General features: G+C 59.9%; 9 protein-coding genes. 2 read left to right on the forward strand and 7 right to left on the reverse strand.

Features of this window, described 5'->3' with window-relative positions:
* Positions 1-191: 191 nt before the first annotated feature.
* Together Q0341_RS12205 and Q0341_RS12210 are read left to right on the forward strand one after the other, a co-directional pair.
* Positions 192-494 carry a BrnT family toxin gene (locus tag Q0341_RS12205; protein ID WP_299513714.1) on the forward strand — a complete coding sequence of 101 codons (303 nt, stop codon included), beginning with the start codon at positions 192-194 and terminating at the stop codon, positions 492-494.
* The gene (locus tag Q0341_RS12210; protein ID WP_299513716.1) at positions 475-759 is read left to right on the forward strand and encodes a BrnA antitoxin family protein; all 285 of its coding nucleotides are present in this window, start codon (positions 475-477) and stop codon (positions 757-759) included. The genes Q0341_RS12205 and Q0341_RS12210 overlap by 20 nt, the downstream gene beginning before the upstream one ends.
* Before the next feature lie 15 nt (positions 760-774).
* On the opposite strand, the gene dinB is transcribed toward Q0341_RS12210, so the two are convergent.
* The 7 genes from dinB to Q0341_RS12245 all read right to left on the reverse strand — a co-directional run.
* Complete coding sequence (dinB, locus tag Q0341_RS12215) at positions 775-2,004, reverse strand: DNA polymerase IV (RefSeq protein WP_299513729.1); 1,230 nt, start codon at positions 2,002-2,004, stop codon at positions 775-777.
* A gap of 116 nt (positions 2,005-2,120) precedes the next feature.
* Positions 2,121-3,275 carry an alpha-hydroxy acid oxidase gene (locus tag Q0341_RS12220; RefSeq protein WP_299513718.1) on the reverse strand — a complete coding sequence of 385 codons (1,155 nt, stop codon included), beginning with the start codon at positions 3,273-3,275 and terminating at the stop codon, positions 2,121-2,123.
* 152 nt (positions 3,276-3,427) lie between these two features.
* Complete coding sequence (locus Q0341_RS12225) at positions 3,428-4,249, reverse strand: NAD(P)-dependent oxidoreductase (RefSeq protein ID WP_299513721.1); 822 nt, start codon at positions 4,247-4,249, stop codon at positions 3,428-3,430.
* A 14-nt stretch (positions 4,250-4,263) separates the two neighbouring features.
* Positions 4,264-5,028 (reverse strand): HpcH/HpaI aldolase/citrate lyase family protein, encoded by a 765-nt coding sequence (locus Q0341_RS12230; RefSeq protein WP_299513723.1) that lies wholly within the window; start codon positions 5,026-5,028, stop codon positions 4,264-4,266.
* A gap of 11 nt (positions 5,029-5,039) precedes the next feature.
* On the reverse strand, positions 5,040-5,939 hold the full coding sequence (locus Q0341_RS12235; RefSeq protein WP_299513725.1) for a 2-hydroxy-3-oxopropionate reductase: 900 nt from the start codon (positions 5,937-5,939) through the stop codon (positions 5,040-5,042).
* Positions 5,940-5,994: 55 nt separating this feature from the next.
* Positions 5,995-7,332 carry a glucarate dehydratase gene (gudD, locus tag Q0341_RS12240; RefSeq protein WP_299513727.1) on the reverse strand — a complete coding sequence of 446 codons (1,338 nt, stop codon included), beginning with the start codon at positions 7,330-7,332 and terminating at the stop codon, positions 5,995-5,997.
* Positions 7,333-7,426: 94 nt separating this feature from the next.
* Positions 7,427-7,585 (reverse strand): FCD domain-containing protein (locus Q0341_RS12245; RefSeq protein ID WP_299513731.1); only part of this gene is annotated, 159 nt, incomplete at its 5' end.

Raw genomic sequence — 7,585 nt, forward strand, 5'->3', positions numbered from 1 at the left:
CATCGCCTCGGGGCGGTTGAGCACCAGGTGGGCGATGTGATTTTCAGTCGTCAGGGAAAAACAGTTCAATATGTTCATGGAGCGCTCCTATTCAAGAAAATGTAGCCGTTTGTTTGGAGTTGGTGTGTCCCGGTTTTGACCTAATTCGACTTGGATGGCTAATTCTTGTAAATGATAGTAATATACAAAACATGATTGATCTTTCAACCATCGTCGGCTTTGAATGGGATGCGGGCAATGAGCGGAAGAATGAAAAACATGGGGTCTCCATGGCGGAGGCCGAGCAGGTTTTCTTTAATTCGCCCTTGCTTTTATTGGACGACGTTGCGCACAGCCAAAGTGAGGCGCGGCTTCATGCGCTGGGTGCAACGGATGAAGGGCGACGATTGCACATCACCTTCACTTTGCGACGATCGGGCGAATTGATTCGCGTGATTTCAGCGCGGGACATGCACAGAAAGGAGCGCAGTGTTTATGAGCAAGCAGACAGCTAAAGAACCGATTCCTAAATTCAAAACAGAGGCACAGGAGCGCGCCTATTGGGAATCTGAACCAAACGGGCACGACTCCACGGTGCATGTGGACTGGACAAAAGCGAAAAAGGTCAAGTTGCCCAACTTGAAACCCACCACCAAGACGATTTCGCTTCGATTGCCCCAGCATTTGCTTGACAGCATCAAGGTGGCGGCCAATGCCCGCGATGTGCCCTACCAGTCACTCATCAAGGTGTGGCTGCAAGAGAAACTGCACAGCCACTGAGGTGTGCTTTGACGCTCAGTCGTCAGTGAACAGCAGCGTTTGAGGTCCGTGCTCTGTCTCTTCTGCGGCCATGGGGTGGTTGTCGAGGGTGGCTCTTGCCCCCGCTTTGACCAGCGAGCCCACCCGCACCCCCAGCAGCCGTATGCGGCGTGACAGGTCCACCCGCTTGAGGCATTGCCCCGCCACTTGGCGGATGTGTTTGGCCTCGGCGGTGTATTCGGTCAGGGTCTGGTCACGCGTCACGGCCTGAAAGTTGTCATACCGCAGCTTGATGCCGATGGTCTTGCCTTCGTAGCCTTTGCGCTGCAAGTCGGCCGCCACTTGCTCGCACAGGCGGGTGAAGACAGCACCCAGTTCGGCTCGGTCGCGCACGGCGTGCAGGTCGCGCTCAAAGGTGGTTTCGCGGCTCATGCTGACGGGCTCGCTCTCGGTTTCCAGCGGGCGGTCGTCGCGGCCCCAGGCGGCTTCGTGCAGCCAAGCGCCGTAGCTTTTGCCAAAGTTTTCCACCAGCCACTGCGGCTCGCTGGCCGCCAGCTCGCCAATGGTGTGTATGCCAAAGCCCTTGAGCTTTTCATCGGCCTTGGGGCCGACGCCGTTGATCTTGCGGCAGGCCAGCGGCCAGATCAGGGTTTGCAGGTCGGCCTCATGAACAATGGAGATGCCGTTGGGCTTGTTGAACTCGCTGGCCATCTTGGCGATCAGTTTGTTGGGCGCCACGCCAATCGAGCAGGTCAGGCCCGTGGCCTCAAAAATGCTTTTCTGAATCAAGCGCGCCAACACGCGCCCGCCTTCGCGCTGGCCGCCTGGTACGTCGGTGAAGTCGATGTAGACCTCGTCCACTCCTCGGTCCTGCATGACGGGCGCAATGTCGAGGATGATGCTTTTGAAGGTGCGCGAGAAGTAGCGGTAACGCTCAAAATCTACCGGCAGCATGATGGCCTGCGGGCAAAGCTTGGCAGCTTTCATCAGGCCCATGGCCGAGCCCACGCCAAACTGCCGGGCCGCATAGGTGGCGGTGGTGATGACGCCGCGCCCGGTGTAGCCATTCAAGCGCGGGAAGAAGTCCACCGGAATGCGGTCCAGCCGTTCGGCAAAGGTGTCTTCGGTCCACTCGCCTTCGGGGTAGGCCGCTTGCAGCTTGCCCAGCAGGTCGTCTTCTTTGCGCCTGCCGCCGCCAATGACCACGGGCATGCCCTTGAGCTGCGGGTAGCGCAGCAGCTCACAAGACGCGTAAAACGCGTCCATGTCGAGGTGGGCAATGCGCCTGAGCAGTGGGGTGGCGGGGGTGGGTTGGGTCACCCCAGAAGCATAGCGTGCGCCCGAGGCCTGTTGCGCGCACCCACAGGCCTGAGCGCTGCTTTTTATGCAGTCGGGAATGTGCCCGGCAGCAGGATGTTGGCGTCTACGTTCTGGATGTTGGTGTGGCCGCAAAAGGCCATGGTCACATCCAGCTCTTTGTGGATGATTTGCAGGGCTTTGGTCACGCCTTCTTCGCCCATGGCGCCCAGGCCGTAGACCATGGCGCGGCCAATCATCACGCCTTTGGCACCCAAGGCCCAGGCTTTCAAAACGTCTTGGCCACTGCGAATGCCGCCGTCCATCCAGACTTCGATTTGGTCGCCCACGGCAGCGACGATGGCGGGCAGGGCTTCGATGCTGCTTTGTGCGCCGTCAAGCTGGCGGCCGCCGTGGTTGCTCACCACAATCGCGTCGGCACCACTGGCCACGGCCAGCTTGGCGTCTTCCACGTCCATGATGCCCTTCAAGATCAGCTTGCCGCCCCATTGCTTTTTGACCCAGGCGATGTCTTCCCAGTTGAGGGTCGGGTCAAACTGTTCGTTGGTCCACGAGGCCAGCGACTTCATGTTGGTCACGGCTTTGACGTGGCCCACCAGGTTGCCAAAGGTGTGGCGTTTGGTGCCGGCCATGCCTAAGCACCAACGCGGCTTGGTCATCAGGTTGATGATGTTGGCAATAGTCGGGCGGGGTGGGGCGGTGAGGCCGTTTTTCAGGTCTTTGTGGCGCTGGCCGATCACCTGCAAGTCGAGTGTGAGCACCATGGCGCTCACGTTGGCGGCTTTGCAGCGGTCGATCATGCGGGCCATGGCCTCGCGGTCGCGCATCATGTAAAGCTGAAACCAAAACGGTGCTTGCGTGTGGGCCGCGATGTCTTCGATGGAGCAGATGCTCATGGTCGACAACGTGAAGGGGATGCCGAATTTCTTGGCCGCCATGGCGGCGTGCATTTCGCCGTCGGCGTGCTGCATGCCCGTGAGGCCCACCGGGGCAATACAAACGGGCATTTTGGTGTCGATGCCCACCATTTGTGTGGCGGTGGTGCGGTTTTCCATGTTCACCGCTACGCGCTGGCGCAGCTTGATTTTGTGGAAGTCCGTCTCGTTGGCGCGGTAGGTGCCCTCGGTCCACGAGCCGCTGTCGGCGTAGTCGTAGAACATGCGCGGCACGCGCTTTTCAGCCAGAACGCGCAGGTCTTCGATGTTGGTGATCACGGGCATGGGGCAGTCTCCGAAGGGATGTCAGTTTTTAATACAACGCGCATCCTAGCCGCCCGGCAGGCTTCGGGCTGTGAAACTTGAGACAGCCTGTTTGAAATTTATTGTGGGCGGTCCTTGGGGACACCCCAACGCAGGGGCGTTCGGTTGCGTTGTTAACCGTGTGGGGAGGCTTTGACGAAGGCGCCGCCTTGGTAAATCGCTGCCGGGTCTTGCGCATCGATGGTCTGCTGGCGCGCCTCGACAGCGGTGCGAAAGACGTCTGAGGAGTCCAGAGGCCGGTAGCCGATGTGCTTGGCGTGGGTGTTGTCCCACCAGGTGGTTTGGTTGTCTGACATGCCGTAAATGATGGCGTGGCCCACGATCGGGGCTGTCAGTGCCGACACGACCAAGCGCTCCAAGTCGTCAAAACTCAACCAAGTGGCCAGCATGCGACGGTCTTTCGGTTCTGCATAAGAAGAGCCAATGCGCAGGCTCACCGTCTCGATGCCCCAGCGGTCCCAATACAGTTGGGCCAGGTCTTCGCCAAAGGCTTTGGACAGGCCATAAAAACCATCGGGCTTGGGCGGCATGCGGGTGTTCACCACCTCGTCTTGGCGGTAAAAGCCGGTGACGTGGTTGGAGCTGGCAAACACGATGCGCTTGACCCCTTGCAGGCGGGCGGCCTCATACAGGTTGACCATGCCCACAATGTTGCCCGCCAAGATGGGCTCCCAGGGCTGTTCGGTGGACACCCCGCCCATGTGCACCACCGCGTTCACGCCTTGGAGCAAGGCCATCATTTGGTCTTTGTCTTCGAGCGATGCGAGTTGCACCTCTTCGCCCGTACCGGCTGGGTCGAGTTCACGCCTGTGGCTCACGCGCAGCACATCGCAATAGGCTTTCAGGCGAGGGCGGAGCTCTTTGCCCAGGTTGCCGCCCGCACCCGTGAGGAGCAGGCGCGGAAAACGAATGGGGGAGGCCGGTGTTTTGAGCATATGTTTTTTGAAATTCAGGATTTGAAACGACCCGCCAGTGCGGTGGCGCTGTCGCGCAACACGTTTTGGTCAGCGCCCACGGCCACAAACAGACAGCCTTGCTCAACATAGTGTTTGGCCAGGGCCTCGTCGCCTGTGAGGATGCCGGCGGCTTTGCCGCAAGCGCGGATGCGGGCAATGGACTCGTCAATGACTTTCAGAACATCCGGGTGCTTGGGGTTACCCAAGTGGCCTAAAGCGGCCGACAAGTCACCGGGGCCGATGAACACGCCGTCCACGCCGTCCACGTTGGCGATGGCTTCGATGTTTTTCAGGCCTTCCACGGTTTCTACCTGCAGCAGCAGGCAGATTTCTTCGCTGCTGTGATGGGCATAGCCCTTGACCCGGCCATAGTGGCTGGCCCGCGGTGCGCCCGCGTAGCCTCGCACGCCGTGGGGCGGGTAGCGCGTGTATGACACGGCCAATTGGGCTTCTTCCTCGGTTTGGATGTAAGGCACCAGCAGGCTTTGCACGCCGATGTCGAGCAAGCGCTTGAAGGTCACCATGTCGTTCCACGGTGGACGCACGATGGCGGTGGTCGGGCTGCCTTTCATGGCTTGCAACTGCGCCAAAATTTCGGGCAAGTCGTTGGGCGAGTGCTCCATGTCCAGCAGCAGCCAGTCAAAGCCGCAGTGCGCCAGGATCTCGGTGCTGATGTTGCTGCACAGGTGCGACCACAGGCCAATCTGCTTTTGGCCGGACTGGATCGCGTGTTTGAAATGGTTGATGGGCATGTCCATGGCGTGATTCCTTAAGGGGAGGGCGTGGGGGTGGGGCTGATCTGGAAATTGGCGGCGATTTCGAGTGCGCGCACCAGGCCGGAATGGTCCCAAGCACCGCCGCCGTGGGCCACGCAGCTGTTCATCAGTTGTTGGGCATTGGCCGTGTTGGGCAGGCTCAGGCCCATGGCTTTGGCACCCTCGAGCGCCAGGTTCAGGTCTTTCTGGTGCAGCTCAATGCGGAAACCTGGGTTGAATGTGCGCTTGATCATGCGCTCGCCATGCAGTTCCAAAATGCGGCTGGTGGCGAGGCCTCCCATCAGGGCCTGGCGCACTTTGGCAGGGTCGGCTCCGGCCTTGGCCGCAAACAGCAGGGCTTCGCCCACGGCCTCGATGTTGAGCGCCACGACGATCTGGTTGGCCACTTTGCAGGTTTGGCCGCTGCCGTTGTCACCGATCAGGGTGATGTTTTTGCCCATCAGGGCAAACAAAGGGTGGACTTTGTTGAATGTGGCTTCGCTGCCGCCCACCATGATGGTGAGGCTGGCCGCTTTGGCACCCACTTCGCCACCGGAAACGGGGGCGTCCAGGTAATCGCAACCGAGCTCGTTGATCTTGGCGGCGAAGGCTTTGGTGGCAATGGGCGAAATGGAACTCATGTCCACGATGGTCTTGCCCGGACTCAGGCCCTGGGCCACGCCTTGGGCGCCAAACAACACGTCTTGCACATGCGGTGTGTCGGGCACCATCAGGAAAATGATGTCGGCATGCTGGGCCACATCGGTGGGTGAGTTGCAAGCTTTGGCCCCTTGTGCAGTCAGCCCTTGGGGTGTGCCGCTGCGCGAGTGCACGAAGAGTTCGTGGCCTGCAGCCAGCAAATGACCCACCATGGGTTGACCCATGATGCCCAGGCCAATGAATCCTAATTTCATGTGTTTCTCCAAATCCGATGGGGGTGTGTGGTTAACGTTTCGTGCAAGTTGGCTTTTATCGCACCAGGGCGGGCATTTTGGGGTTGAATGTCCAGCCTGGAATCAGATACTGCATGGCCATGGCATCGTCGCGCGAGCCCAGGCCGTGCTGAAGATACAGTTGGTGTGCACGCGCGATGGCGTCCATGTCTGCGTCAATGCCGAGTCCCGGTTTGGCCGGTACGTCCACGTAACCATCCTGAATTTGCAAAGGGGCTTGTGTCAGGAACTGCCCGTCTTGCCAGATCCAGTGGGTATCGATTGCCGTGACTTTGCCGGGTGCCGCTGCCGCACAGTGCGTGAACATGGCCAGCGAAATGTCAAAGTGGTTGTTGGAGTGTGAGCCCCAAGTCAGGTCGTGCATCTGGCACAACTGGGCCACGCGCACCGAGCCTTGCAGCGTCCAGAAATGCGGATCGGCCAGCGGAATGTCGACCGACTGCAGCTGGATGCTGTGGGCCATCTCGCGCCAGTCGGTGGCGACCATGTTGGTGGCCGTGAGCAAGCCAGTGGCCCGTCGGAACTCGGCCATGATTTCGCGGCCGGAGAACACGCCTTCTGCGCCGCAGGGGTCTTCGGCGTACGCCATGGTGTCGCGGTGGTCGCGCAGCAAACGTATGGCGTCTTTCAGTAGCCAGCCACCATTGGGGTCCAATGTGATGCGCGCTTGTGGAAAGCGTTCATGCAAGGCCACAATGGCTTCGACTTCTTCTTCCCCGCGCAGCACGCCACCTTTGAGCTTGAAGTCCTGAAAACCGTAGCGTGCCTGAGCGGCCTCGGCCAGCCGCACCACCGCCTCAGGGGTCAGGGCTTTTTCGTGGCGCAAGCGCAGCCAGTCGTCGGGCTGATCGGGTTCGCTGCGGTAGGCCAGGTCGGTCTGGTGGCGGTCGCCTACATAAAATAAATAGCCCAGCATTTGAACCCGTGTGCGCTGCTGGCCTTGGCCGAGCAATGCGCAAACGGGCACATTCAGGTGTTGGCCCAGCAAGTCCAGCAGGGCGCTTTCGACGGCGGTGACGGCATGGATGGTGATGCGCAAGTCAAATGTCTGGTTGCCACGGCCCCCGCTGTCGCGGTCGGCAAATTGATGGCGCATGGCATTGAGCAACCGGTTGTAGTCGCCCACCGGCTGGCCTTCGATCAGGGGGCGTGCGTCTTCCAAGGTCTGGCGAATTTTTTCGCCACCGGGCACCTCGCCCAAGCCGGTCCGGCCTGCTGAATCGGTCAGGATGACGATGTTGCGCGTGAAAAACGGCCCATGTGCACCACTCAGGTTGAGCAGCATGCCGTCGTGGCCCGCCACGGGGATGACTTGCATGCGGGTGACGGTGGGCGTGTGCAGGGTGTTGGCCATGTGTCGTTAAAAAATAAGACTGTTGAATGACATCATACAACTTGCCCGCTCTTCTAAGGCTTGGGTTTACCCTGATTCGCTGCGTATTTCCGATTTACTGGGTATTGATTTCACCCAAGCGCAGGCGCTCGCGGCTGTTGGACAGGTGGGTTCTGGCGGCGGCGCGTGCAGCGTCGACATCTTGGTTGAGGATGGCGCTGAAAATGCTTTCGTGCTCTTGGTGGACGCGTAGCAAGTAGGCTTTTCTAACGGG

The organism is uncultured Limnohabitans sp., assembly GCF_937889215.1.
In the GTDB taxonomy this organism is placed as follows: Bacteria; Pseudomonadota; Gammaproteobacteria; order Burkholderiales; family Burkholderiaceae_C; genus Limnohabitans_A.